Origin of the sequence: Leptospira meyeri, from assembly GCF_004368965.1 — a bacterium.
In the GTDB taxonomy this organism is placed as follows: domain Bacteria; phylum Spirochaetota; class Leptospiria; order Leptospirales; family Leptospiraceae; genus Leptospira_A; species Leptospira_A meyeri.
Window position 1 is genome coordinate 1,421,198 of record NZ_SORO01000001.1, and the last position, 24,916, is coordinate 1,446,113.

The 24,916-nt window shown below is 39.0% G+C and carries 25 protein-coding genes and 1 rRNA gene; 15 read left to right on the plus strand and 11 right to left on the minus strand.

The window, feature by feature from the left end; all coding sequences use genetic code 11:
• Nucleotides 1-36: 36 nt before the first annotated feature.
• Nucleotides 37-1,569, minus strand: coding sequence for a phytoene desaturase family protein (locus tag CLV96_RS06580; protein ID WP_004785050.1), 1,533 nt, complete (start codon nucleotides 1,567-1,569; stop codon nucleotides 37-39).
• A gap of 187 nt (nucleotides 1,570-1,756) precedes the next feature.
• Between CLV96_RS06580 and CLV96_RS06585 the strand changes: the two genes are divergently transcribed.
• The 4 genes from CLV96_RS06585 (at nucleotide 1,757) to CLV96_RS06600 (ending at nucleotide 4,157) form a co-directional block, all read left to right on the plus strand.
• Nucleotides 1,757-2,386, plus strand: coding sequence for a TetR/AcrR family transcriptional regulator (locus CLV96_RS06585; protein WP_004786176.1), 630 nt, complete (start codon nucleotides 1,757-1,759; stop codon nucleotides 2,384-2,386).
• 71 nt (nucleotides 2,387-2,457) lie between these two features.
• Entirely contained in the window at nucleotides 2,458-2,802 is a 345-nt protein-coding gene (locus tag CLV96_RS06590; protein WP_004786623.1) for a hypothetical protein, read from the plus strand.
• Nucleotides 2,803-2,938: 136 nt separating this feature from the next.
• The gene (locus CLV96_RS06595) at nucleotides 2,939-3,415 is read left to right on the plus strand and encodes a VOC family protein (RefSeq protein WP_040917282.1); all 477 of its coding nucleotides are present in this window, start codon (nucleotides 2,939-2,941) and stop codon (nucleotides 3,413-3,415) included.
• Nucleotides 3,416-3,527: 112 nt separating this feature from the next.
• Entirely contained in the window at nucleotides 3,528-4,157 is a 630-nt protein-coding gene (locus CLV96_RS06600) for a hypothetical protein (protein ID WP_004784389.1), read from the plus strand.
• A 593-nt stretch (nucleotides 4,158-4,750) separates the two neighbouring features.
• Here the strand turns inward: CLV96_RS06600 and rrf are convergent.
• Nucleotides 4,751-4,867 (minus strand): 5S ribosomal RNA (rrf, locus tag CLV96_RS06605).
• Nucleotides 4,868-4,958: 91 nt separating this feature from the next.
• On the opposite strand from rrf, the gene CLV96_RS06610 reads away from it, so the two are divergent.
• Nucleotides 4,959-5,423 (plus strand): GyrI-like domain-containing protein, encoded by a 465-nt coding sequence (locus CLV96_RS06610; RefSeq protein WP_004787373.1) that lies wholly within the window; start codon nucleotides 4,959-4,961, stop codon nucleotides 5,421-5,423.
• Here the strand turns inward: CLV96_RS06610 and CLV96_RS06615 are convergent.
• From CLV96_RS06615 to CLV96_RS06625, 3 genes are read right to left on the minus strand one after another with little or no spacing between them, the layout of a single operon-like run.
• Nucleotides 5,413-5,850, minus strand: a complete 438-nt coding sequence (locus CLV96_RS06615; RefSeq protein WP_004785521.1) for a hypothetical protein — start codon at nucleotides 5,848-5,850, stop codon at nucleotides 5,413-5,415. The genes CLV96_RS06610 and CLV96_RS06615 overlap by 11 nt on opposite strands.
• Nucleotides 5,847-6,611 carry a PrsW family glutamic-type intramembrane protease gene (locus CLV96_RS06620; protein ID WP_004785739.1) on the minus strand — a complete coding sequence of 255 codons (765 nt, stop codon included), beginning with the start codon at nucleotides 6,609-6,611 and terminating at the stop codon, nucleotides 5,847-5,849. Before CLV96_RS06620 ends, CLV96_RS06615 begins: the two co-directional genes overlap by 4 nt.
• Nucleotides 6,608-8,416 (minus strand): energy transducer TonB family protein, encoded by a 1,809-nt coding sequence (locus tag CLV96_RS06625; RefSeq protein ID WP_004784831.1) that lies wholly within the window; start codon nucleotides 8,414-8,416, stop codon nucleotides 6,608-6,610. Before CLV96_RS06625 ends, CLV96_RS06620 begins: the two co-directional genes overlap by 4 nt.
• A gap of 63 nt (nucleotides 8,417-8,479) precedes the next feature.
• Here CLV96_RS06625 and CLV96_RS06630 point away from each other — a divergent pair, with 63 nt between their 5' ends.
• The 6 genes from CLV96_RS06630 (at nucleotide 8,480) to CLV96_RS06655 (ending at nucleotide 14,616) form a co-directional block, all read left to right on the plus strand.
• A complete protein-coding gene (locus CLV96_RS06630) occupies nucleotides 8,480-9,880 on the plus strand; it encodes a glycine--tRNA ligase (RefSeq protein ID WP_040917281.1) in 1,401 nt (466 codons plus the stop codon).
• Complete coding sequence (locus CLV96_RS06635) at nucleotides 9,881-10,348, plus strand: hypothetical protein (RefSeq protein WP_004786324.1); 468 nt, start codon at nucleotides 9,881-9,883, stop codon at nucleotides 10,346-10,348. It begins immediately after the preceding gene.
• 280 nt (nucleotides 10,349-10,628) lie between these two features.
• Complete coding sequence (locus CLV96_RS06640; RefSeq protein WP_004786863.1) at nucleotides 10,629-11,558, plus strand: esterase/lipase family protein; 930 nt, start codon at nucleotides 10,629-10,631, stop codon at nucleotides 11,556-11,558.
• A 95-nt stretch (nucleotides 11,559-11,653) separates the two neighbouring features.
• Nucleotides 11,654-12,703, plus strand: a complete 1,050-nt coding sequence (locus CLV96_RS06645; protein ID WP_004785645.1) for a lipase secretion chaperone — start codon at nucleotides 11,654-11,656, stop codon at nucleotides 12,701-12,703.
• Entirely contained in the window at nucleotides 12,672-14,294 is a 1,623-nt protein-coding gene (gene lnt / locus CLV96_RS06650; protein WP_004784809.1) for an apolipoprotein N-acyltransferase, read from the plus strand. Before CLV96_RS06645 ends, lnt begins: the two co-directional genes overlap by 32 nt.
• 25 nt (nucleotides 14,295-14,319) lie before the next feature.
• Complete coding sequence (locus tag CLV96_RS06655; protein WP_004784493.1) at nucleotides 14,320-14,616, plus strand: hypothetical protein; 297 nt, start codon at nucleotides 14,320-14,322, stop codon at nucleotides 14,614-14,616.
• A gap of 104 nt (nucleotides 14,617-14,720) precedes the next feature.
• On the opposite strand, the gene CLV96_RS06660 is transcribed toward CLV96_RS06655, so the two are convergent.
• Nucleotides 14,721-16,721: a hypothetical protein gene (locus CLV96_RS06660; protein ID WP_004786851.1), complete on the minus strand. Its 2,001-nt coding sequence runs from the start codon at nucleotides 16,719-16,721 to the stop codon at nucleotides 14,721-14,723.
• Between the two features lie 115 nt (nucleotides 16,722-16,836).
• On the opposite strand from CLV96_RS06660, the gene CLV96_RS06665 reads away from it, so the two are divergent.
• From CLV96_RS06665 to CLV96_RS06680, 4 genes are read left to right on the plus strand one after another with little or no spacing between them, the layout of a single operon-like run.
• Nucleotides 16,837-18,135 (plus strand): ABC1 kinase family protein, encoded by a 1,299-nt coding sequence (locus tag CLV96_RS06665; RefSeq protein ID WP_004787064.1) that lies wholly within the window; start codon nucleotides 16,837-16,839, stop codon nucleotides 18,133-18,135.
• A gap of 9 nt (nucleotides 18,136-18,144) precedes the next feature.
• Nucleotides 18,145-18,384, plus strand: a complete 240-nt coding sequence (locus CLV96_RS06670; protein WP_004786392.1) for a FeoA family protein — start codon at nucleotides 18,145-18,147, stop codon at nucleotides 18,382-18,384.
• Complete coding sequence (gene feoB / locus CLV96_RS06675) at nucleotides 18,381-20,450, plus strand: ferrous iron transport protein B (protein ID WP_134151861.1); 2,070 nt, start codon at nucleotides 18,381-18,383, stop codon at nucleotides 20,448-20,450. The genes CLV96_RS06670 and feoB overlap by 4 nt, the downstream gene beginning before the upstream one ends.
• Nucleotides 20,451-20,480: 30 nt before the next feature.
• Nucleotides 20,481-21,473: an N-acetylneuraminate synthase family protein gene (locus CLV96_RS06680; protein ID WP_004785119.1), complete on the plus strand. Its 993-nt coding sequence runs from the start codon at nucleotides 20,481-20,483 to the stop codon at nucleotides 21,471-21,473.
• Nucleotides 21,474-21,486: 13 nt separating this feature from the next.
• Here CLV96_RS06680 and CLV96_RS06685 read toward each other — a convergent pair whose 3' ends face one another.
• From CLV96_RS06685 to CLV96_RS19800, 5 genes are read right to left on the minus strand one after another with little or no spacing between them, the layout of a single operon-like run.
• Nucleotides 21,487-22,719, minus strand: a complete 1,233-nt coding sequence (locus CLV96_RS06685) for a vitamin K epoxide reductase/DsbA family protein (RefSeq protein ID WP_004787468.1) — start codon at nucleotides 22,717-22,719, stop codon at nucleotides 21,487-21,489.
• Nucleotides 22,719-23,465 (minus strand): 1-(5-phosphoribosyl)-5-[(5-phosphoribosylamino)methylideneamino]imidazole-4-carboxamide isomerase, encoded by a 747-nt coding sequence (gene hisA / locus CLV96_RS06690; RefSeq protein ID WP_004786696.1) that lies wholly within the window; start codon nucleotides 23,463-23,465, stop codon nucleotides 22,719-22,721. Before hisA ends, CLV96_RS06685 begins: the two co-directional genes overlap by 1 nt.
• Before the next feature lies 1 nt (nucleotide 23,466).
• Nucleotides 23,467-24,093 (minus strand): imidazole glycerol phosphate synthase subunit HisH, encoded by a 627-nt coding sequence (hisH, locus tag CLV96_RS06695; RefSeq protein WP_004784418.1) that lies wholly within the window; start codon nucleotides 24,091-24,093, stop codon nucleotides 23,467-23,469.
• Nucleotides 24,090-24,671 (minus strand): imidazoleglycerol-phosphate dehydratase HisB, encoded by a 582-nt coding sequence (gene hisB / locus CLV96_RS06700; RefSeq protein WP_035982884.1) that lies wholly within the window; start codon nucleotides 24,669-24,671, stop codon nucleotides 24,090-24,092. The genes hisH and hisB overlap by 4 nt, the downstream gene beginning before the upstream one ends.
• 54 nt (nucleotides 24,672-24,725) lie before the next feature.
• Entirely contained in the window at nucleotides 24,726-24,884 is a 159-nt protein-coding gene (locus tag CLV96_RS19800) for a hypothetical protein (protein WP_004784112.1), read from the minus strand.
• Between the last annotated feature and the right edge of the window lie 32 nt (nucleotides 24,885-24,916).

Genomic DNA, 24,916 nt, shown 5'->3' on the forward strand with positions numbered 1-24,916 from the left:
ATCCGAGTCGATCGATTCATTCAAATCCTAAATTGTTCATTGAGTGGAAGCAGTTGTATTTGATTTACGAAGAATCTTCGACCGTTTCATAATCTTCCGCGCCGTATTGTAACCATTCAAATACGTTGGTTGGAAGCCGCCCATACTTGTCCAACTGCTGGCTGAATAAAGTCCATCAATCGCATCCAAAGGTTCACGGAATAGATGACCATCTTGTAAATTTTGTTTGAACCCATAAATGGCACCACCTGGTGTATTTAGATAACGCATCATCGTCATTGGTGTGGCCACTTCTGCTTTTTCAATATGTGCTCTGATTTTAGGGTATGCCATCTCAACAAGTTTGATAAGTTTATCACCAAACTCATATTTTGTGGAAATATATTGTTCCGGTTGTACATCCTTCCAAGCCTCTCCATATTGTAATGCAACAAGAGTGACGACTGATTTTCCTTTTGGGGCCAATTCCTCATCGATATAATTATAACAAGTGACCATCCCCCAATCGGGAGCATCCAAAGTATACATGCGGTCTTCTGTGACTTTTGAGTTAGCTGTTGTCATCACAAAGGTCGAAGCAGTTGTGAATCCTAATTCTTCAGGAGAACAATCCAAACCCAAATATAAACAAACTGCCGAAACACCCATTCGTCTTGATTGGAAATCTTTTAAAACAGAAGGAGGAGTTTCTAAATCCAACATTTCATGATAAGTGAGGAGAGGACTAGCATTGGAAACAACGGCATCACAACTGACAGTTTCTCCTGTTTCCAAAAGAACCCCTCGCACTACACCATGTTCCGTAAGGATTTTTTCCGCCGCACAATGGAAGCGAACTTCTCCACCGGCTTCTTCAAAGGAAGTAAGAAGTGCACTCGAAAGCATTTGGGAGCCACCTTTGATATGCCAAGGTTTATAAACACAATAAAAATATACCATACCGATGAATTCAGCAAACACCAAATCCGTCGTAGGTATTCCAACATAACTCCAATAAGGTGTGATTACACTGATTAAGTCTTCATTTTTAAAAAATTCATTTAGAACATCAGTTGTAGAACGAAGTCCATATGCTGAAAAAGTAGGACACTTTGTTCGAATTTTTTCTTGATCATTAGATAATCTGACCCTTGGTAACACAAAATAATATTCATTGACAACGGCTTCACTAAGAGCAAAAAAACGATCAATCGAATTCTCTTCTTCTGGAAAAAGACTCTTTAAGTGGTTTTTTAATTCTTCCCAGTCGGCAGGTAATGTAACATCTAATTTTCCAGGGATTACGATACGATAGAGTTCTTCTTCTTGAACTAGATCTATCTTATCCAGAACACCAAGTTCTTCAAATACACGACGCATGATGAAAGGATTTGATTCCGTTCCAACCCCACTCAGTTGGTGAAGAGCCACTTCAAATTCAAAATCCCCTCTCACAAAGGAAGTGGCACACCCGCCAGGGACATTATGCCTTTCCAGTAACAAAGTTTTTGAACCTTCTCGCTGCAATCGAGTGGCTGCCATTAAACCGGCGTTACCGGCACCAATTACAACAGTGTCATAATGAAGCATTTTTCATTCTCCCCAAGGTAATCCTTATGAAGAACACCCAATCTTTACACTGTAAAGATTGCAAACATTTTTCTGATCCATTTTTTAAAAAATCACCCACCCATTAAAAACAGGCTCGAATTACTTATCTTTTAAACCTTTACCGAAAAGGCTTTACCAGTGAAGCATGGGAGCCTACTAGGTTGTAATGGCCGGGAAAAAAGAGAAAATAGACAAACAAACGACTTCCTACCATCACGGAGACCTTCGCCCTGCCCTCATCTCTGCCGCACGAAGTTTATTACAAAAACAAGGGGCCGATGCCCTTTCTTTACGGTCCATAGCCTCCGCCATTGGTGTCACACATATGGCCCCCTATGCACATTTTAAAGGGAAACAAGAACTACTCCAGTCAGTTGCCGCATCTGGGTATGATGAACTGGCAGCCAATATGCTGAAGGCCCAAAAAAAACATCCGAATGTTCATGGTAGAATGATGGCTTATCATTATGGTGTGGAATACATCCATTTTGCCATCGCAAGCCCCAACCTTTACCGTTTGATGATGAACCAAATTGATTTGGGAAAAAAAAAGGGTTCCGAGACAATTGAAAGAGAGATATGGGTGAGTTCTCAGCGCCCCTTTCGTTTGTTGTTTGCTGCTTTTGCGAATGAAAAGGTTAGTAAAAAAATAGCTCATGCAAGAGCACTTGGTGCTTGGGCCACTGTACATGGAATCGCCTCTCTTGCCATCGATGGACACTTAGTCCTTCCGGAAGGAATGGATGTCATACAACTTTTCAAAGCAACTGTTAGTTCCTCTGTGGAGATAGAGTAGAAAAGTTGACCTTAATTCATACCATTCATGGTTTAAATTACGAAAGAATTTCAAGCTCAGAAGAAAGAGTTATGATTTCATTAATCGAAACTAATTTTGCCTTTGATGGATATAAAATAGATGATTCAAAGGTTTCATATTACAAAGAATATGAAAGTATGAGTGAATTGAAAGAAGATAGTCACTTATTAGATAGCTGGAATGCAACATATTACTACATTATGTTGATTTGCCAATCGGAAACCGATTTTCCATTGAAGGCAAAATTGGCAGGTTTATACCCATTCATAAATATAATTGTAAAGAATAGCAATATTGAACATTTTTTCTATTCTCCAAAATTCGATTTACTAATCGAACCGTCACTATTCCCTTTCGAAACAAAAGTAATTAAGGGCTCACCTCCATCATCTTGAATCTTTTTTAGTCAATTCCACTCATAAAAACTTATCCTTTAGATTTAAATCCCTGAGATTGAAAGGGATTCATTATTAAAATCGCGACAGATATAAATCATCTTGACCTTTTTAGACTTCAGACAAAAAGGAAGTCATGGCAAAAAGCAAACTACTAGAAATGCATAATGTCGGTATTGTTGTTGAATCACTCGACAATGCCATTTCTTTTTTCCAAGAAATCGGGTTAACACTGGAAGGCCGTATGGTCGTTGCTGGCGAGTGGGCAGGGAAAGTCACAGGACTTAAGGATCAGGAAGTAGAGATTGCCATGATGGTTACCCCAGATGGACACACTCGCATTGAACTCTCTCAATTTATTTCCCCGAAAACAGTCGCAGACCACAGAACCGCTCCTGTCAATTCGCTTGGTTATCTTCGGATCATGTTTAGAGTGGACAACCTAGAAGAATTAATATCACGACTCAAGAAACACGGTACCACAGTAGTAGGAGAAGTTGTATTATTTGAAAATATATACAAACTCTGTTACATTCGGGGAGTGGAAGGAATCCTCATTGGACTTGCCGAACAAATTGGAACCCAAACAGCTACAGATTTATTAGAAAACTGAATGGAATGGAATGGAATGGAATCGATTCTTATCAAATCATAATGCCAAACTATTTCTTGCATAGTTCGCTATAAGAGATATTTAATAATTACAATCGGGGATCACTACTGCTATGAAACTTACATATCCAATATTGTTTCTTGTTTTATTTTCAAATTGCACTCGATATATACTTTCACCTGGCATCAACTCAGATTTAGCAGTCACGATCAATGAGACCAAAAATCCAACCGACAATAGTAAATATAAATTATATGTTTTTAAACTGAGCAATGAAAATTTAGAATTAGCTTTGTTTGATATAAATAACTTTTCCTCACTAAATCCAAACTTTAATAAAAACTTGGAAAAAATTTCTAAAGATATTAAAATATCCAATTTCGCATTCATCATCGACGTCTTCGCAGAAAACGGATTAGAAGATTTAAATAGGCTAAATGAAATCGAAATTGATAATCCTGATTGTATTGCGACCAAATATGAAATTTATCGTTACGATTATATCAAATTCGTCCTTCTAAGAGGGAAAAGAGAAAATATTTATCCAAAATTTCCTGAAGAAAAATACCAATTTGAATTTCAACCGAGGATGGCTAACGTCGAAATCACAGAACTTCCCAGAAAGCGCATCCTAATTTATTTCGATCCATCATGTAATCCAACCCATACAAGAAAAATATACTTCAAAATAAAATCACAAAAAAACATTAAGTATTCGATAGAATTATCTAATGCCACCTAACAAGGACCTATCCCGTCGAAACCCTTACTCATTTCGCGAACAACTGGTGACTAGTGGTATGATTGGGGTTTATATTAATAGATAAGAAAAAAATTTTAACCCGCAATCCTGCGCAGTGACCCATAGGGAACGAGCAGGCGACTTTGGCGGGCGAAGCAGCGGAGCGTAGCCAAAAGTCGCGGACATTAGCCGGCTCACACCACGCTCCACAAATAAAAAAGGCGCTCACTTTCATGAACGCTTTCTAAAGAGTTATTAGTGCTAACAGAGGCAATGTCCTACTTCCACCCCCACTCGCTTTTCCGCTACCGCGGGCGAGTGTCCGAGCCTTGCTCCCTATGGGTCGCAAGTCTGTCATTTCGCGAACAACTGGTGACTAGCGGTATGATTTGGGTTTTTTATATTAATAGATAAGAAAAAGATTTTAACCCGCAATCCTGCGCAGTGACCCATAGGGAACGAGCAGGCGACTTTGGCGGGCGAAGCAGCGGAGCGTAGCCAAAAGTCGCGGACATTAGCCGGATCACAAAACGCTCCACAAACAAAAAAAGCGCTCACTTTCGTGAACGCTTTCTAAAGAGTTATTAGTGCTAACCCGGCAATGTCCTACTCTCCCATTGAGCGAACCCAATAGTACCATCGGCGATGAGAAGCTTGACTTCCGTGTTCGGAATGGGAACGGGTATGGCCTTCTCTCCATAATCACCAGGAGTAATTACCATATGTACGGAGAGGTTCAGTAAGTCAAACCTTTCAGTAAGAAAAGGTTGCGTTTTTTTAGGAAGCTGAAACTTTTTCTCTATGTCGGAACTGATGGAACCATTGGTAAAAACTGAAAAATTCACGGTGATGGGTCTTAAAATCCGGACTTCCAACGCACCTGGTGATGCTGATATCAAAATACCCGCAACGTACTCTCGGTTTTACAAAGAAGACATCCCTAAACAGATGGAAACGTTTCGAAAGTATGATCCGCTTTTTGCTGTTTATTTCAACTACACATCTGACGAAAACGGTGCTTATGATTTTTTGTTAGGTTATGCCGTAGAAGCAAACACAAAGTTATTACCCGGAATGGAGTTAGTTCACATCGAACCACAAAACGGTCGTTATTTTCAAATCCAACCCGGGGCACCGGAAGAAGTTGTTCCTAAATTTTGGGCAGAAATTTGGAACCATCCAGAGATTCCCAGAATCAGAACTTACCAAACTGATTGGGAAGAATATTCGGAAGCTGGGATCAGAGTTTTTTTATCTACAAAGTAGTAGAAGGTTCAATCTCACCTATTTTTTTCACTTCGCAAAATATATTTTTGTCACCCGAATTCGCTTCTATTGTTCGATAACTAGTCTTTGTGACATTTACCATTTTGATACTAATACTATTACCAACATACAAACGAATTTCAGGATCATTTGTTTCAAGTAGTGTATTTCTATACTCACATGGAGCAGTCCATACATTTTTTTCCTTTAGATAAAAGTTACCATATTCCTGAACTTGAACCCCATCGAGTCTTTTGAATTTAGATGTATGACCTGAAGAACATTGGTTCACAAATGAACCTGATTGGAAGTTCTTACAGTAAACTTCGTTTTGTTTTTTCTCATTGGAATTCAGAGCCAAAACAGATGAATTATGTCCAAATGAAACTACAAACATAACAATCAGTAAAAATTGATTGGGTTTCATTTTACTTCCTCTCTATTTGTTAAATTTTCAATTGGTTGGAGATTCCCATCCACCACCAGTTCCCGCCAATCGTTCACTGTCCAAACCCAAATCCCAACGAAAAGGGCAGTAGCGATCCAAAGGCCAATGATAGAACCGGGAATCAATAGAAAGTCTACAACCCCGTGTTGCATGACTGCCAAGGCAAAACCCAATATTATGTATAATCGTTTGTTAGCACTTTCGATCCTCAAATTACTTTTCAACAAAAACAATGAAAAACAAAGATTGATCAGCAAATGGATATTGGATGAATGAACGGTTCTTGCAATAAAGAGGTCGAATTTTTTTTCGTCCGGTTCTCTTGCAATGTAATGGGTGTTTTCGATAAAAGAAAAACCCATTGCAACAAAAGATCCAAACAAAACCACATTAGGAGAAAAGGTTTTTGTTTTTTTATCATAACCCAATATAAAAGACAAAACCATAATAAAAAATATCTTAAATGTTTCTTCAGTGATCCCCGCTTGGATAAAAGCCAAATGAGCTGTTTGGGATAACATACTTACTTTTTTCTTTGGCATAAAATCAGTTTCTGGCCAAAGGATGGGATGAAGTCTAAGAATCAGATCTGTGGACAACCAACCAAAGAACAAAGCCAAAAGAATGCCAAAAACTTCCTGCCAACCTTTTTTTGGTTTGTATGCCTTCCAAATGACTATGGCCCAAGGAAGAATCGTGAATGCTCCAATCAAATAATCAATGGGTCCAATTTCTTTCATTCTGGTAGCTCTTCCATATAACGCCCGTCAAATAAATTGATCATTTCTTTTTGCAATTGTGTGGGAACAAATTCAGGATCAATGGGTCCATTCCAGAAAAGTTCCGTCACGCGGATGTCGTTTTTAGTTCCTGGTGGAGGCATAAGTGGTCCCAAACTTTCTACAAGTTGTAAGGTACGGAGGTCTTGGTCTGGGTAATCCGATGCTTCCACAAGTTCTACATCAATCACATCCCCATCTTGGGTAATGGTATAAGCGACCACAGAAGAATAAGGATGGGGGGCCTTGGCCCAATAGTCCATGTAACTTTCAGGGATTCGCATTTTTGCAGAGATATAATTAGAGTAAGTTGGTGGGACTTTTTTCCCTCGAATTTTTTTGATCTGGCCTTTGACTGGACCGTTATCTGCTACTTTTTCGTTGGAGATCTTTTCTCCTTTTTCCTTGTTTTCTGTTTCATTCCCCGTCACAACCCCACCATTCAGGCCTTTGGTATCATCGGGGACATTAGGATCAATAAAATAGAATTCCATTTTTTCAGGACGGAAGTGATCATTCTTCTGTGAGGATTGTTCTTTCTTTTTACCACGTTGTAGAGTGATCGGGATGAGAAAAACAAGAGAGATCAAAATTAAATGAAAGAGTAAAGAAAGTGGTAAAACATTCCTGAAACCTTTTCGAAGACCAGGTTTGAAAAAGGGTTCTGACTCACCTACTTTATCTTCTTTAACTCCTAAATTTTCTAAACTAAAGGATTTTTCGAGTAAATAAGAGGAGTAAAAGTAAATTCCAACAAGTGCTAATAATGAAAAGCCCGCATAGGCAATGTTTTGTGATGAGATAAAAAAATCTTTATCGGGGACTCCCGGTTTTAATCCAAATCCTGCCAAAAACTGGATTCCAAAAATGGGACTTAAATACGAGAATACCCAAACAGCAGAAAACAAAAAAAGCAACAAAGTTAAAAATAAAATCGGGAACCCACGCCAATACTCATAAACATAAATATGTCCAAATCCAGGAAGGATATGGTCTCGGAATTTTGCCTTTTCTTTAACAATAAGTTCTAACCGAAATGGGAATCTTCCTTGTGAAACAACAGCTGCTTTCCACCTTTCTCGGATACGAATCCCTTCCATATAACGTAGATAAGGTTTTGCAATCAGAGACGGAATTTTGTTTCGATTGAAACTAAATAGAAGGATACAAAGTGAAATCGAATAATTAAAAACAAACTGGTATAGATCCACAAGCGGTGCCAATGGAGAAAGTGATTTGATCGGGTGTAATTTTTCAGAAAGGTATTGGAATCCAAAATTGAGTAGGAGAGCAAGAAACAAAACTAACAATAAAGTATCAAACTTGGAATCGCGAATTCTCATCTCCGTTCGGATCCTTCCGTAAGGATGATCTGTTTGCAATCGGGTCGTTCGTATGGATTCTCTTTTTTTGTTTCTTTTGTGGCTATGAATGTAGTTTGTTAGGAGCAAAAGAAAACAAATGACCACAAACCCAAACTTTAGCTGGAGCCCCCGAGAATCTTTCGCTAGGAATTCATTTATGACTGCCTCCCATTCGAGTCCCGACCTGTGCACTAGTTCAATGGGATAAAAAACAACCCAAGATAGAATATAAACTGCAATCACCGAGGTGGCACGAAGGCGTAGACGGAATTCTCTGGGGAAAGCAAATAGAACTCCCAATGCCAAAAATGGCCCAAGAGAAAAGAGAGGGGACATCCAAAGGAAGAAGGTTAAGGATTTTTTAGCCCAGGGAGAGAGTTGTTTTGAATTTGCCGAATCCATTCTTTAGTCTTATCTCAAGGAAAATACTTTGAATTTTCATGGAAAACAAAAAATTTGGCGGATATGGCACAGCCGAAAGAGAAAGAAGAGCAGTCGCTCAAACCCATAGTTGCAGTCTCCAAAAGAAGGGGCTTTGTTTTCCCAGGATCCGAAATTTACGGAGGCCTCTCCAATACATTTGACTATGGCCCGAACGGAATCGAAGTATTAAACAACCTAAAACGACTTTGGTGGGAATACTTTGTACACAGACGGGACGATGTTTTGGGACTTGATTCCTCCATCCTCCTCCACCCACGCGTTTGGGAAGCTTCTGGTCATATTTCTAACTTTAACGATCCCCTAATGGATTGCAAAAAATGTAAAACGCGGATCCGCGTGGATAAGTTTTTGGAAGATAAAGAAGGCGAAGGTGCAGCGACAGGAAAAACTCTAGAAGAACTTACAAATACTATCCGAGACAAAGCCTATGCTTGTCCAACTTGTGGCACTGTGGGAAGTTTTACGGATGCCCGCCAATTCAATTTGATGTTCAAAACATCGCATGGTGCCTCCGAAGAAGGTGCCACTGACATTTACCTTCGCCCAGAAACGGCCCAAGGTATTTTTATTAATTTTAAAAATGTAACCCAAATCGCTCGGAAAAAAGTTCCGTTTGGAATTGCACAAATTGGGAAGTCTTTTCGAAACGAAATCATGGCTCGCCAATTTATCTTTCGCACACGTGAGTTCGAACAAATGGAGATGGAGTTTTTCTGCGAACCAGGAACTCAGAAAGAATGGTTTAAGTATTGGGTGGACTACTGCATGGACTGGCTTGTGAATGTGGTTGGTTTAAAAAAAGAAAACTTACGTGTGAGAGAACATGAAAAAGAAGAACTTTCTTTCTACAGTGATTCCACAAGTGATATCGAATACAAATATCCATTTGGTTGGGGGGAACTTTGGGGTGTGGCTTCGAGAACCGATTATGACCTTACCCAACATGAAAAATTTTCTTCGGAAGATTTAAAGTACCATGATCTCGACCAAAAGAAAAAATACCTTCCATATGTAGTCGAACCTGCCCTTGGTCTTAACCGCCTCTTCCTTGCTGTTTTATGTGATGCTTACGAAGAAGAAAAGTTAGAAAAAGACGACATTCGCACTGTCCTTCGTTTTGGAAGACGTGTCAGCCCAATGAAAGTGGCAATTTTCCCTTTGATGAAAAAAGACGGACTCGATGCCAAAGCAAAAGAAATTTATGCGGACCTTCGTAACCATTGGTATGTAGATTACGATGAAAGTGGCGCCATCGGAAAACGTTATCGCCGCCATGACGAAATCGGAACTCCATTTTGTATCACAGTGGATTATGATTCCATGAGTGATGGAACCGTCACCATCCGGGAAAGAGATTCAATGAAACAAGAAAGAATTGCAATCACAGAAATCAAATCTTACCTAATCAACAGAATGGTATAGGTGATTCGAGATTTAACAGAATCTGACAGAAACCAAACCATCGAACTCGTGAATCAGTTTTACCGAAAAGTAAACGAACTCGAGTTAGATGGTCTTTTTCGCATCCGTCCTCGCGCCGCTACGAAATTTACTGATATCTACTTTAAACTCATAGGAACCGGCAAGGTCTATATGCGTGGGTTCTTTGTGGATTCGGAACTTGTATCTTTACTCATTGGCCGAATCGAAGAGAAACCACACCTAGAAGAAGAAAGAAGCCTATTTATCGATCTTGCAGTCACCAAACTTGGTAAAAAGAAAAAAGGATATATGTCTGAACTTTTGAAGGATGTGGATCTTTGGTGCAAAGAAAAATCTATCCCTTCGATCGAACTACGGGCCATTTTACAAAATAAAGAGGCGGTGGAATTTTGGGACAACTCCTCCTTTGAAAGATTTTACATTCGTTACCGCAAACGAGTGGATTGAAATTTTTACTCCGAAATTAAGTCGTTTGTTAGTTAATTTCACCTAACTTTACCTTAATGGGAAACGGTAAAAAAAACAAATCCCAAAACCAATCCCGTTGGTCCATATCCAATCCTCTGGAACTAATTTTCTAAATTCGGCAAACACAATTCCATATCTAAAGATGTTCAATTTGACCCAAACCACCCCACTTTTTTCGAATTTGTAGCAAAAATATCCTTGCCCCAAATAAGGCAAATTGACACAGTTTTATCTTAGAAAATTCAGAGGTGAAATATATATGATTCGCAAAGGTCTTTTGGCCATTTTTATCACGGTTGCGTTAGCAAGTCCTGTTCTCGCTAGTTCGGGTTCTTCTTCCAAACCGCTCGCAGGCACTTATCCCATTATCCTTTCTCATGGTCTTTTTGGCTGGGGCGAAAACTCCGGTGGAATCATCAGCATCGTCAACTACTGGGGTGGAACGGACGATTACCTCAGAAGCCAAGGGGCTACTGTATTTGCTCCAGGGAAAACGGCAGCCAACTCAAACGAGGTGCGAGCTGCTGAACTAAAAGCCGCTATCCTTACTTATGCCGCAGCAACAAACTACACTGGAAAGTTCCACATCCTTGGTCACTCTCAAGGTGGACTTGATAGCCGTTATATGGTTTCTAACTTAGGACTTTCTGGTCGCACAGCAACACTCACGACTCTCAACACACCTCACTATGGTTCTCCGATTGCTGACATTGTGAAAACAGTTCTTCCGAGTTGGATCCAACCCTTTGTTGCTAGTGTAGTAGAAACTCTTGTAAAACTTGTTTATGGTGGAACCAACCAACAAAATGCTTTGGCGGCCTTAGCTTCTCTATCAAAAGAAGGACTCACTGCTTTTAACGGATACACTCCAAACAAATCCGGTGTGAAGTATTTCTCTTACGGATCTTCTATCACAATTCCTGACCTAATCCAACACCCGCTCATGGGGATCCTTCACCCTGCTTGTGGGGCCGGTGGACTTTTCCAAGGACAAGGTTTCACAAACGATGGGCTCGTTCCACTTTCTTCACAAAAATGGGGAACATGGAAAGGTGGACCTTCCTATGGAATCTTCACAACTGGAATTGACCACTTACAAGTATCCAACACTCTCCGTTCAGGAAGTCTTTGGTATGATGTGGAAGGTTTCTACCTAGATATGGCTTCTAACATGAAGGCAAATCAGTAATTCACTTTCGAATTTTTTAAGAAAACCCAAGCTTCGGCTTGGGTTTTTTTGTTTCCAGATGTTTCAATCCATCCTTTACTACGATACCATCTCCCATGAATGTTAAAATTTTTCGTTATCTAAGTTATGCCATTGGCGCCCTTCTTCTTATCTACTTTGCCTTTCGAATCTTCTCACCAAGTGAGTTAGAAACCACAAATGAGGAAAATCCAAACGACAAAGCAGAGTCCTATTTTCGAACCCAAAGTGATGGATTTTCGGTGGACCCTTTTTATTTAGAATCCGCAAAAACAATTTTTTCAGCCGATGGCCAGTTCCTTCGTTTTGAAGAAATATTAGCAAAAGCAAAATCGGGTGAGTTGAATTTAGTTTCTGAACTTTGGAACCTGCGAAGACAATGTCCGGAAGGGAGCACCCGCGAACAATGCCACGAATACATCAAAGCCTTTCTCCAAAATGAATATGGGGGAGAAGAAGCCAAACGACTGATTACAATGCTTTCCAATTATTTAAAATATGAAGAAGCTATGGTGCATTTGGATCCTTCCAGTAAATCTTATACCAACCAAGAAAGATACGAACAAATCAAACAACTTCGTAGAAAGTATTTTGCCAAAGAAGATGCTGAACTCATTTTCGGATTAGAAGAAGCAACAGCAGATTTTAGTTTCAATAGAAAAAACTTTTTAGATGAAACCAAAAATCTAAAAGCCGACGAAAGAATTCGTTTATATGAGGACTATCGCAAAAAAACTTTTGGGGCATTTTACAATGCAGTTGAAGCAAGAGAACCTAAGTTTGATAAGTTCGAAACCGAAATGGACTTAAGACAAATTGAACTTTCTAAGTTGTCTGGTCCGGAAAGGGAAGTCAAAGAAAAAGAAGTTCGAATTCGTTATTTTGGTAAAGACGGGAACGAAAGGATGGAGAAGGTTTTAAAGGAGATGAAAGAAGAGGAAGAAAAAATTTCTAAACTCCAAGTCGAAGAAAAAAAACTATTAAAAAACTTTCCCAATCTTTCTGAGTCAGAACGTGAAAAGAAACTGATGGACCTTCGTATCCAAACCTTGGGAAGTAAAGAACTAGCAGAGGAATACACAAGAAGAATGGAATATGAGAAAACACTCAAAAATTCCGGAAATTAAATATCCAATCCTTATACTTTTTCCAGTCTCAGTTTTTTTTGCACTGGCCTTAGAACCCTTTGGACTCACCTCTGCGGGGTTTCTTTGTATCTTTCTATTGCTTCACTTCACAAAACAACTAACGGTTAGTTCTAGTTGGAAAAAAACCTTTATTGGCACCATTTTGTTTTCCTCACTTGTGACATTGACAAGTTTTTATTGGATCTGGAATGCCATTCGCAATATTTCTAGCCAAGGGGTTCTGGTCTCGGCTTTTCTCTTTTTGGTCTATGCACTTCTTTCTTTTTATAAAATAGGAATTGTTTTTTTTGGTTCTGTTTTTTTAACCAAACATCGAGCCATCAAGGACTCTCATTTATTTTTATTTGTCCTTCCTTCTTTATTTTTAATATCTGATTGGATTTGCCCCATGGTATTTCCCGTATATTGGGGTGATCTATTTCGAAACCAAATCCTTTGGCGCCAAATGGCAAGGTTCGGCATTGAGGTTTTGGGTTTTGTTTCCGTGGTCTCTGCCTCCCTCCTGTATTTAATGCTTTTAAAATCCGCTAAGGGAGTAAAAAGTTATCTCCCTTTTTTATTCCCAATTTTTTGTTTTTTTTCGATGAATCTCTATTTTCTAGCAGAAACCATACCCCAAGGCCCAACCATCCACCTCGCATTACTGCAACCAAATACGACTTATGCGAAGAAAGAAATTCAAGAAAACCAGGACTGGATGACAAAAACCATCCAATCCGTTTATGATATAGGACTTGAGGCCATTCAAAATTCTCCAAAACCCATTGATTTACTGGTGATGCCTGAATCTTCGATTCCCTTTTTGGGCACTCTTGATTCAAAAGATCCTAATTCAACGTATAGCAAAAGTTTTGTGGATATTACAACAAGTTTGGTTCAAATTGGCAAAACCCCTCTCGCATTTAATGAATTAGTTTGGGACCAAGGTTCAAGGAACTCATTCACCGTCCTTCATCCTTTGTCCCTATCATCAGAAAGACGATACAAACAAGTATTATTACCCTTTGGAGAGTATTTACCGGGGGAAACAGAATTTCCTTGGTTACGAACTATCTTCCCAGAAACCAGCCGTCACATTCCAGGAAAACTAACAGATGCTTTAGGGTTCCAAACAAAAACGGGCGAAACAGTTACATTTAGTCCGCTGATTTGTTATGAAGTTCTTTATCCCGAATTTGTTAGAAAGATAGTCAATCATTCTCCTTCTGAGTTCATTCTGAATCTTACCAATGATTCCTGGTTTGAAAGTTTAACGGAAACCAAACAACATGCGGGAGCAGGTAGGCTAAGATCGATCGAATCTGGTAGGCCGGTCGTTCGTGTTGCGGTCACAGGGCTCACCATAGCTTTTGATCCATGGGGTAGAGAAATGATGGGCGATTTACAAACATTCCAAAAAGCCATCGGTTATCTTGATTTACCAACAGTGACCAAGGAGAGAACCACGCCTTATCTCCAATTCGGCCCGAGTCCTTGGCGAATCATGGCCCTTTTTCTAATATTTTTTGTTTTTTTCCGTAGTCCACCTCAGTTAGTCCCTCATAAAAAGAAAAATGAAATTGAAATTTAGCTAAGGAAAGAAAGGCTATTCGAATATGGAATGGGAAAAAATACTTCGCGATGCGGTGAAAGAAAACTCAATTAAGGAATTGTATCTCCGAAAGGTACCTTCTTTAAAGACCTGCGAAGATTGGAATAAGGTCATGGAAGTGGGAATGGTAGACCACAAAACCAAGTATGCTTATTATAAGGGTGGGCTCGTAAAATACGGTGAGAGATTGTTCTTTGTCACTCAAGAACGTTTGGATGCAGTTTCTCCATTTCGTAAATGGGATTTTAAAAACAAAATCAAAGTCACTGACCCAGAGCTAGCAGCTGGCGAAAAAAAATAAACGATCAAATACCTGGCCTGTGTTGTCCTTCGTTTAGGCCCTGTGTACATAAAAAAAGACCAACAAATGTTGGTCTTTTTTTATTGTTTTTTTAGGTTTTAAAACTACCGATTCAGTCGGATGATCATGTTCAACTTTTCTGCAATGGCGATGACTTCCATCACCTTTGATTTTTCAATGATGATTCCTGTCGGGCTAACTTCTTCCAAAACAAACTTTTTCCCTTTGATTTGACCAAGTAGAAGTTCCATCACTTGCGAGTCTTTGGTTCGGAGAAGGACGGAATCTTCCGTAATGGTAACAATTGGTAAGTTGTTACCCCAATCATCGAGTAGGAAGAGTAAGTTTTGTGCTAAATCCGCCTTGGATGATTCTCGTAAAAAATGAACAAAAGTTTCTTTGTCATAACCTAAAAGAATTCCCAATTGGAAACTATCTTTGGTAAGTAAAAAGGTGTAAACGCGATCGTAATCTTTTAACTCACAGAAAGCCTTTAACAAATGGATACCATGTAAAGAAACCCGATCAGGGAAGGCAATGATCGAGAAATCTGGGTTGATGGTGATTCCACCTTTTTCTGTTACTGTTACCAGTGCTTCATGGTTGAAATAGTGAGCACCAAGCTCAGAGAGGCTTAGGTTTCGCTGTGGGTATTCCACCTCGATGAGACCAAAGAGTTGTAAGTAAAAAATAGCAGAGATGATTTCTTTTCGTAAATCTGCCAAATCTTCTTCATACGTTTTGATTTGGAAAGTCGGTGAAAACACCAGATGGTCACGAATGATATGTGAAAAAATCACAGAAGTATTGATCTTTCCATGTGCCATAATCAGTTTTACAGTTTTATCCAAAATACCTTTTTCGTAGAACGGAACTTCGGTGGCTGTAAACACTTCAGGAGGATTTAAACGACGTGTTCTTGCTTCATTGACTTCATGAATCACGAGTTTCATGATTTCAAAGATGTCTTTCTTTAAAAATTCATCGGTCTCTTGGATGAGAATTACATTTTCACCTTTGATATCCACATATCCCAAAAGTTTTAGGATCGGAAGGATGAGTTCAATTTGATAGACCTGACTTTTTTCAGGGAAAATTTCTATATCAGGAGATAAAAGTTCCGTTTCGGTTCTTTTGTGGTCTGCCTGTTTGATTTTCCCTGATTTTGCAAGGTTCAAACCTTTACGTGAAATATAAGAAATGAGTTTTTTGACATTTAGGAAAAAATCGAGTCCATTGGCAGAAATTTTTTCCTGACGCACTCTGGTTCCTTTTTTTACAGGAGGTAAAATAGGAGAGAACTGCAAATGGTCTAAAATTTCTTTCGGAATGACAATGACCCGAATAAATTTATCCTCTACATAATATAAGTCACGAACAAGATAAAGTGATGTTAGGTGAGGAATAGTTTGTTCAAACTTACCGCGGTTGACCGTGATGTAATTACGAATGGTATCCGCTTCAATCACACCGCCATGAATATAAATTTGATGGAGAATATCTTTATCAAAATCAGAAAGGTCTTCGATTAACTTTTGAAGGAATTCCCTCTCGAGAGCATTCTTTAAGAATGTTTCAATGTGTTCGCCTTTTTTGGCACCAACAGCTTCTTTCCATTCTTCAGGGAGTTCAGCAAGAGTCGATTTGTGTAAAGCCTTCTCAATGGAGAATTTAAATTTCTCCCCCTTAGGGTTTGTTTCCACTTTGATGAGTTTTAAATATTCATCATAAGTATGGTATTTATCTAAATTGTTAGTAAGACGCTCTCGGTTTTTTCTTTGGTAAAGAAGGTAGTATTTCCTAAGAACATTGAGCTCCATCTCCACGTTAATGGGTGGAATGTTTACCTTTCTAGAAATTTCACCAAGTGTCATCACCCCTTTGTTCTTTAATATGGATGTTAGAATATTGACTTGGAGTGGGGTAAACTTTTCCAGAACCCCTTTGAGGTAAAATTCGTTCTGGAAAATCTCCATAAGTCCCAAAATGGTCGATTTTTTGTCCTTTCCCGGGATCTTTTGGATGTTCCAAAGGCTGGCGATTTTTTTGATCTCGTTGAGATCGAGTTTCTCTAACTCTTGGTACAGGACAGTTTCTTGGCTCATGGGTGCGATTTGATAAGTTTTTGGTTGGGACCTATTCCTGCAACTCTATTTCAATTGCAGGATCAAAGGAGATTTTCTCGTTTCCAATCCCGATTTAGGTCTTAAACTAGGGCGTATGGATTCCCTTTCTGAAATCGTTTCTTTTGGTTGGCAATCAAGCCTACGAGTCGCCCATTCCAGTTTTGTGTTCAGTTCTAAAGCCTTTGGGATCCTGACCCAACTTGCCAAAGGAGAACCCAACCATAGAGAAATTGCCATCACCCTCCGAGAGGCATTTTCCCATCTAGGTGCCACTTATATCAAGTTAGGCCAATTCATCGCCAGTGCCCCCTCCCTTTTCCCCAAAGAATATGTAGAAGAAATGCAAGCATGTTTGGACTCTGTACGACCTGTGGCCTTTCGGGACATACGATCTTCCGTAGAACGAGAATTGGGTGGAAAACTCGAAAATTTATTCCATAGTTTTGAAGAAACTCCCCTAGCCTCAGCTTCGATTGCACAAGTTCATGCTGCGGTTACCAAAGAAGGTCTTGATGTTGTTGTAAAAGTCCAAAGGCCGGATGTCCACCTAACATTAAAAACCGACATGCAAATTCTCGGAATTCTAACCAAAATTTTGGAATTCATTGCACCTGACTTTAAAAAATCAGGGTTCACGGCTATGTTCGAAGAATTTCAAATCTCAATCTTGCAAGAAATCGATTTTATCCAAGAAGCCAAAAACATTGAAGAGTTTGAAGATTATCTTTTGCGAGCCAAAGAATCTAGAGCAAGGGTTCCCAGAGTGTATCATACTCTCTCTTCCAAAAAAGTTTTAACTATGGAACGATTCTACGGTGTTCCCATTACCGATGAAGTTGGTCTGCGTAAATTTACAAACAATCCTAGAAAAGTTCTAAGTGATGCTTTAGAAATTTGGTTTTCCTCTTTATCTAACGAAGGTTTTTTTCATGCAGATGTGCATGCTGGAAATTTAATGATTCTAAAAGATGGAACCATCGGTTTTATTGATTTCGGTATCGTAGGACGAATTTCTCCAAAAATATGGAAAGGTTTGATGTTATTTACCCAAGGAATCGGCATCGGCGAACCAACATTAGTTGCACAAGGTTTGGTCGAAATGGACTCAACCAATAGCGGAGTTAATCCGACTGTCCTTGCAAAAGAATTGGATTCTGTTTTTAATGAATTAGAATCCGTTTATGTCCATTTAACCGATAATGAGATGTTTGACGAATCCAGGGTAAATCGAATCATGTACGACATGAAGGAAATTGCAGAAAAAAATGGACTGAAGATTCCGAGAGAATTTGCACTCCTCATGAAACAAATGTTATACTTTGACAGATATGTTAAATCAATAGCACCAGAAATCAACTTGTTCCGCGATTCACAAAAATTTGCGATTTCTTAAATAATACGAATGACTATACAAGATTTAAAAATCGGTGAGACGGCAGAGATTGTTTCACTGAATTCACAAAAACTTCCGAAACCGATGATAACCGAATTATTAGAACTCGGTTTTTTTCCTGGAGCAGAAATCACACTCCAAAACAAGTCGCTTTTACTGGGGAAGATGGTCTGTGTTTTAAGTGGAACCACAATTGCATTAAGAATCGATGATGGGAAAGCAATCGAAATCAAACTGAAACAAACATGAAAGACAAACGAATTTATTTAGTTGGGAATCCCAACTGTGGGAAATCAACTTTATTTAACCAACTGACTGGGCTTAAACAAAAAACAGGAAACTTTAGTGGAGTCACTGTAGAAAAAAGAGAAGGAACTTTAGTATTAGATCAGTTAGAGTGGACCATCACCGACTTACCTGGTACATACGGCCTAGGTGGAACCGCAGAAGACAAAAAAATTGCTTACGAAGTATTACTTTCAAGAAAATCAGATGAACTAGTAATTTATGTTTTAGATGCGTTAAATCTAGAAAGAGGCCTCCAGTTTTTATTACAAATCATCGACATGGGTGTTCCAACACTTGTAGTTTTAACAATGAAAGATGTGTTGGAGAAAAAAAGAATTCAATTGGACTTAGATAAACTTAAAAAATCCATTGGTCTTCAATTTTTATTGGTAAATGCAAAGTCTGGAGAAGGTGTCGATGTTCTAAAGGAAGTTTTAAAAGATCAAAGTCAATTTCAAAAACGCCCTAGGTTATGGAGATGGGGAGACAAGGAAGAATCTTTTTTAAAAACAGCAAAACAAAAATTAGGAATCAATACCAACGAAGCAGAATTCTTTTTATCGCAATCATTAAAATATTTAAATAAAGATCCCAATCTAAGTGAAGAACGTTACTTTGTTAAATTTCCCAATGAAACAAAAAATTGGTTACGATCCGAGGTGGAAGGCAAGGGTTATTCCTTTTTTTACCAAGAGGAAATGATCTATCGCTCTTTTTTTATTAAAAAGGTTTTGGCCGATGTGATTACCTATCCTAAATCCACTCCAGGAAGTTGGGAAGAAAAACTGGATCGAGTGTTATTACACCCCGTCCTCGGATTTATTTGTTTTTTTCTTTTGATGGGATTTCTTTTCCAAAGTTTATTTAGTTTTGCAGAGATCCCAATGGACTTAATCGAATCAGGGATCTCCGATTTACAATCGTTTGCCGAGTCCGTTATACCCGAAGGGTTACTTAGATCTCTTTTGACGGAAGGAATTATCGGAGGAGTAGGAAGTGTGATTGTTTTCATCCCTCAGATTGCACTACTCTTTTTATTTATTGGAATTTTAGAAGAATCAGGATATTTAGCACGTGCTAGTTTTTTAATGGATCGAGTCATGGGTAAGTTTGGATTGTCAGGAAAATCTTTTATTCCCCTGCTTTCTTCTGCTGCCTGTGCTGTTCCAGCAATTCTCGGCACAAGAACAATCGAAAACAAATCTGATCGTTTTACAACGATAATGGTATCACCTCTTATCATGTGTTCCGCAAGGTATCCTGTTTACATTTTGATTGTTGGAACTGTATTTAGTTTCCCACCAGTATTTGGAATTTTTAATGTCCAAGGATTTGTTTTGTTTTCGATGTTTTTTCTTGGAATGATAACAAGTTTTGGGTTTGCTTTCCTTTTCCGCAAAACAGTCTTCAAAGAAGATTCTTCTTATTTTGTAATGGAACTTCCGAGATACAATGTCCCTTCTATAAAAAGTTTATTTCATACTGTATACGGGAAGGTAAAATCATTTTTGTCCACAGCCGGGCAAATCATATTATACATTTCCGTTTTGCTTTGGTTTCTAAGTCACTTCCCAGCAGAGTACAAAGATCAAAAATGGAACACAAGTCCCATTGAATCTTCTTATATCGGATCCATAGGCAAGGTGATGGAACCATCAATCGAACCACTTGGTTTTGATTGGAAAATTGGTATTTCTATATTAACTTCTTTTGCAGCAAGGGAAGTAATGGTTTCCACCTTGGCTGTGCTATACGGTTCAGATGAAAACGAAGAAGGTGAATCTCTTCGATCTACTCTCCGCACAGAAAAAAGAGCTGATGGATCGCTTGTATGGACGCCACTTTCAGGTTTGTCACTCCTAGTATTTTTTGCATTTGCTAGCCAATGTATGTCAACCTTAGCTGTCACAAAAAAAGAAACCGGTACAATCTTATGGCCCATGGTTCAGTTTTTTTATATGACCACCCTTGCTTTCACTGCTTCCTTTCTAATTTTTCAGTTCGGAAAACTTCTAGGATTTGTTTAAACTGCCGACAATCAATGAAAGAGGAAAAACTTGGATTTTCATATAGGAACAAAAACTCTTACCAGAAAATCTGCACCGTATTTGGTTGCAGAAATTGGACTCAATCATAACGCAGACCTTGAAATTGGCAAACGAACCATTGCGAAAGCGAAGGAGTCAGGTGCGCATGCGGTCAAATTCCAAACCTATCGAACAGAAGAGTTTATAGACAGTTCCAATCCCGAAGTTAAATTTCTATTCGATATCTTTAAACAATACGAATTAAACGAGTCACAACATAAAGAATTCCAAAAAACAGCTTTAGACCTAGGACTTGATTTTTTTTCCACACCACTTTGCGAGTCCGCTGTTGACTTGTTATGTGAGCTCGATGTCCCCGTATTAAAAATTGCTTCGGGTGATATTGTTAATTTACCTTTACTGAATCGATCCCTACAATCGGGGAAACCTTTGATTGTGTCCACTGGTGCTGCTTTACTTGAAGAAGTTACAAGGGCTATTTCTCTTTTTCAGAAACACCAAGCGGAGGTTTGTTTACTTCATTGTGTTTCGATGTATCCCACTCCGCTCAATAAAGTAAATCTTCAGTCAATTCCATTTTATTTGGATACAACAGACTATGTTGTTGGCTTTAGCGATCATTCGGACGGAACCTTGGCTTCTTCAGTGGCCTGTGGTTTGGGCGCCGTGGTTTTTGAAAAACACTTTACCTTGGATCGAAATTTAGATGGTCCAGACCACGGAATTTCAATGGACCCAATGACGTTTTCGAAATTGGCAAATGATCTGAAACAAAGTTTTGAAATGGGTGGGGTCTATGGTAAAAACACACATCCTGAAGAAACCGGTGGTTGGTTCTATGGCAGAAGATCCCTATATAAAAAAGGAAATTCTATTCTTAGTTTAAGACCTGCTCTGCACACTAATGAAAGTAATGTTTTGAATTCTTGGGAGTTAAATCGAATAGGTGATCCTTCTCTTTTACCAGAAGGACCAGTTCGCATGACACCTAAGTCTACTTAGGTGTCTTTTACAATTACATCTTTTGGATGATTTGTTCGAGGAGTGTTTTTAGAAAAATAGGATTAGGAGTTCCGCTTTCTATCCTTCTATCATTGATATAAAGAGACGGAGTGGATTGGATGTTTAACTTCTCAGCTTCATCAATCTCAGCATTCAATTGGTTTTGCGCTTCTTTAGAACCCATACATGCTTTCAAAGAATTGACATTGAGCCCAATAGAATTTGCTAAATTTACTACACTGGATCCAGAATGAGCTACACCCTTTTCTAAGTTATCATAAAGCCCTCGATACATAGGCTCAAACTTACCTTGTTTATCCGCACAAATGGCAGCAATTGCAGCGACGCAAGAGGATGCATCAGGTCTTGGTTGCTGCATCAAACGGTTACAAGTTCCATCCAATGGAAAGTTTTTATACACAACACGAACCATTCCATCATATTCAGAAAGGACCGTATGTAAGATATGACTTGTATGAAGACAATGGCCGCAGTTGTAATCTGCATATTTAACAATTGTGATGGGAGCATCTTTTTTACCGATGAAAGGAGAACCGGTAACATTGATTCCAAGAGTGGGTTCTTGAAAATAAGCGGCAATTTTAGTTTGGATTTCAGCTGAATCCATCCCTCTTGAAGTCGCAAGTGTATTGGAACTTGCTTTACTTACCCACATTTTGCTCGTTGCAAAACCTAAAGAAAAACTAAAAAAATAAACGAGCCCAAGGGTGGTGATTCCTTCTTTTAAGGCCACTGGAACCTCAAGTTTTGGTTTTCCTTCTGTTTTCCAAAGTAAATACAAAATACCGAGGAGAGCTATCGTGACAATGTAAGTCACGAAACAAAGTTGGCAAATAGTTCCGATAATTCCCACTGAAATCCCAAAAAGGATCAAATCAAATAACAGTCCTAAAACCAGGACAGGGAATAAAAGAGAAATGAACTTAGAAACTTCTTCATTCGATTTTGCTTTTGTAACCAAAAAGAAAGAATACGTTAGTAACCCGTAAAATCCAAAACCGAGTAAGGCAATGGGAACATTCCCCAAAAAGGGAACTCCGGGGATTGCAGAATAAGAACTCTCTGCTACTTTTAAACAAGAGTCACCTCCACCTAGCGCGGAACATGCGGTATTGGCAATATTTTCGGTTCCAATGCCAAAGTATTCGATTGCCAATAGGAAAGAGACAATGAGTCCTATAACTCCACCGACTACTCCTGCTAATGCTAAATTCTTACGATTCATCAATTTTCATTCCTCTTCTTACTTAGAATCCTGATACTTTCTTTTAGGTCTAATTTTCCTTCATAAATTGCTTTTCCCGTAATGGCCCCAAAAAGTTTTCCTTTCGAAGCATCATACAAATTTACCAAGTCTTCGATGGAAGAAACTCCACCGGATGCCACCAATTGTAAACCAGGGAACTCTGCCAACAACTCCAAATAAACGGTCGTGTTTGGTCCAGCCATCATCCCATCTTTGGATATATCTGTAAAAATTACATGTCTAATGCCCATACCAAACATTGTTTTTAAAAAATCTGTATATTTGATACCGGAGTTGGTTTCCCAACCTTTGGTGCGTACATATCCGTCTTTGGCATCCACGCCGATCACGATCCGATTGGGGCCGTAGGTGTTCAATCCCTGTTCTACCACAGATGGATCTTCTACAGCCACAGTTCCTAAAATGAACCGGGAAACTCCGAGCCCATCATAAAACTTCATGTTTTCTAAAGAACGAATCCCACCACCAAGCTCGAGTTCTACGGAACAGTTGTCTTTGATTTTACGGATGGCTTTCCCGTTTTCTGACTTACCTGTTTTTGCTGCATTTAAATCAACAATGTGAATGAGAGTGGCACCTTGTTCTTCAAAGACTTTGATCATTTTTTCCGGTTCGGAAGAATACACAGTCTTTTTAGAGTAATCTCCTTGGAGTAGTCGAACAGCTTCGTTATCTAAAAGATCAATCGCAGGTAATACTAACATATTAAAGTTCTATAAAGTTTTTTAGGATTCCTAGTCCTGTTGTATCTGACTTTTCGGGGTGAAATTGTGTACCAAAAATAGTTTCTTTTTCTACGACTGCTGGGAATGATTCTCCATAGTAATGACAGTTAGCCGTAATATCTAATCTGTCCACACCAACTGGTCTGTAGGAATGAATAAAATACATAAATGATTGATTCGGAATTCCTTTCAGAAGTTTTGTATTTTTTGCTTTTATATCAAATAGTTTGTTCCATCCCATGTGAGGGACTTTTAAGTTTGGTTTGCCTTCGAACTTCCTAATTTTTCCTCGAATGAATCCAAGACCAGGAATGGTTGCCCCTGGTTTTGAAGTTTCATCCGAATCTTCAAATAACACTTGATAGCCGATACAAATTCCAAACAGTGGTTTTTTGGCAGTAACATGGTCTTTTAAAACAGAAGAAAATCCAGCTTCATTTAAATTCTGCATGGCTTTATCAAAATGACCATCGCCAGGCAAAATGATTTTATCCGCCTTCTTCACTGTCTCGAGATCACTGGTAAATTGAAAATCACTTGTGTATAAGGAAACGGCTTTCAATAAGGAATGGATATTCCCCATTCCAAAATCTAAAACTGCAATCACTCTAACATTCCTTTTGTAGAAGGAATTTGATCCTTTGCCAGTGAATCGATCGTTATAGCCTGCCGTAACGCCTTACCAAGTCCTTTAAAGATAGACTCGTGGATGTGGTGGCGGTTTTCACCATAGTGAACCACTACGTGTAAATTCATCTTAGCATTGAGGGCAAATTTCTGAAGGAACTCGAGAGATAGTTCGGCATCATAAATCCCAAATTTCCCATCCATAGGAGGACCAGTGTATTTGAAATAAAAACGTCCACCCAAATCGACAGCGACAGTCGTTAATACTTCATCCATGGGTAGGGTAAAATGTCCGTATCGAAAGATTCCTTTTTTATCACCTAACTGGGTATGGATCATTTGACCCATGAGAATGGCGGTGTCTTCCACAGAATGGTGACAATCAATCCCGATGTCTCCTCTGAGCTTTAGATCCATATCAATAAGGCCATGTTTGGAGATATGGGAGAGCATATGCTCAAAAAACGGGATTTCTGTATCAAACTTGTAAACACCCGTACCTCGGACGTTTAGGTCCAGTCGAATGTCTGTCTCGGATGTCTTTCTTGATTCCACCATATTCCTAGCATGTTTGGTAGAAAACCCAGGTGTCAAGAGAGAATGTGGGGAGGTTTAGGAAGCGAGACCTAGAACCCCAGCTAAATCATACCCGACAAAAACCCAAAAAAGATAAACCGTTGCGACTAGCGAAAAAATAAGAATGCGTTTCCAATGTTCTGGCAAAGAAGTCCCTCTATTAGAACCAACAATTGGCCTAAGAAAACTTCTCATATTTTAGGGAATTCCGATGGGTTAGAAAAAGA